The sequence below is a fragment of the Achromobacter sp. SIMBA_011 genome, assembly GCF_046535435.1.
Taxonomy (GTDB): domain Bacteria; phylum Pseudomonadota; class Gammaproteobacteria; order Burkholderiales; family Burkholderiaceae_B; genus Achromobacter; species Achromobacter dolens.
The window spans coordinates 1-434 of the sequence record NZ_JAWRWN010000065.1 but is presented as its reverse complement, the minus strand read 5'-3'; the positions used below and the strand labels follow the sequence as shown (position 1 = coordinate 434).

The 434-nt window shown below is 69.1% G+C and carries 1 protein-coding gene; it reads right to left on the bottom strand.

Annotated elements, in window-relative coordinates:
• Window positions 1–434, bottom strand: a 434-nt coding sequence (locus tag SB816_RS29925) for a phosphatase PAP2 family protein (RefSeq protein ID WP_410547980.1), incomplete at both ends; no start/stop codon positions are given.

Below are 434 nucleotides of genomic sequence, written 5' to 3'. Positions count from 1 at the left end.
GCACAGCAGGAACGCGAGCGTATAGGCCGGCGCGGGGAAGCGCCGGATCGCCTCCAGCACCTGCGGCGCGAAGCGCGATCGAATCGCGTCACGCGTCAGCAGCCACGCGATCGCGATGCCGATCGCCGCGCCGGCGATCAGGTCAGTCGGGTAATGAAAGCCGAGATACGCACGCGGCACGCAGATGAACACGACCGCATACAGCAGCGCGAACACGCCGGCGCGCCGCGCGATGATGAAGATGCCCGTCGCGATCGCCATCCACAGCATCGCGTGGTCGCTCGGGAACGAGCTCCACGCTTGCAGCGTGGCCGCGCGCAGCGTGTCGGACGGGAAGTGCAGATGCAGCTCGGGGTTGTAGATCGGCCGCACGCGGAACGGCAGCGTTTTCGCGAGCAGCCGCCCGACCGCGAGCGCGACGAGCCCGCTCGCCA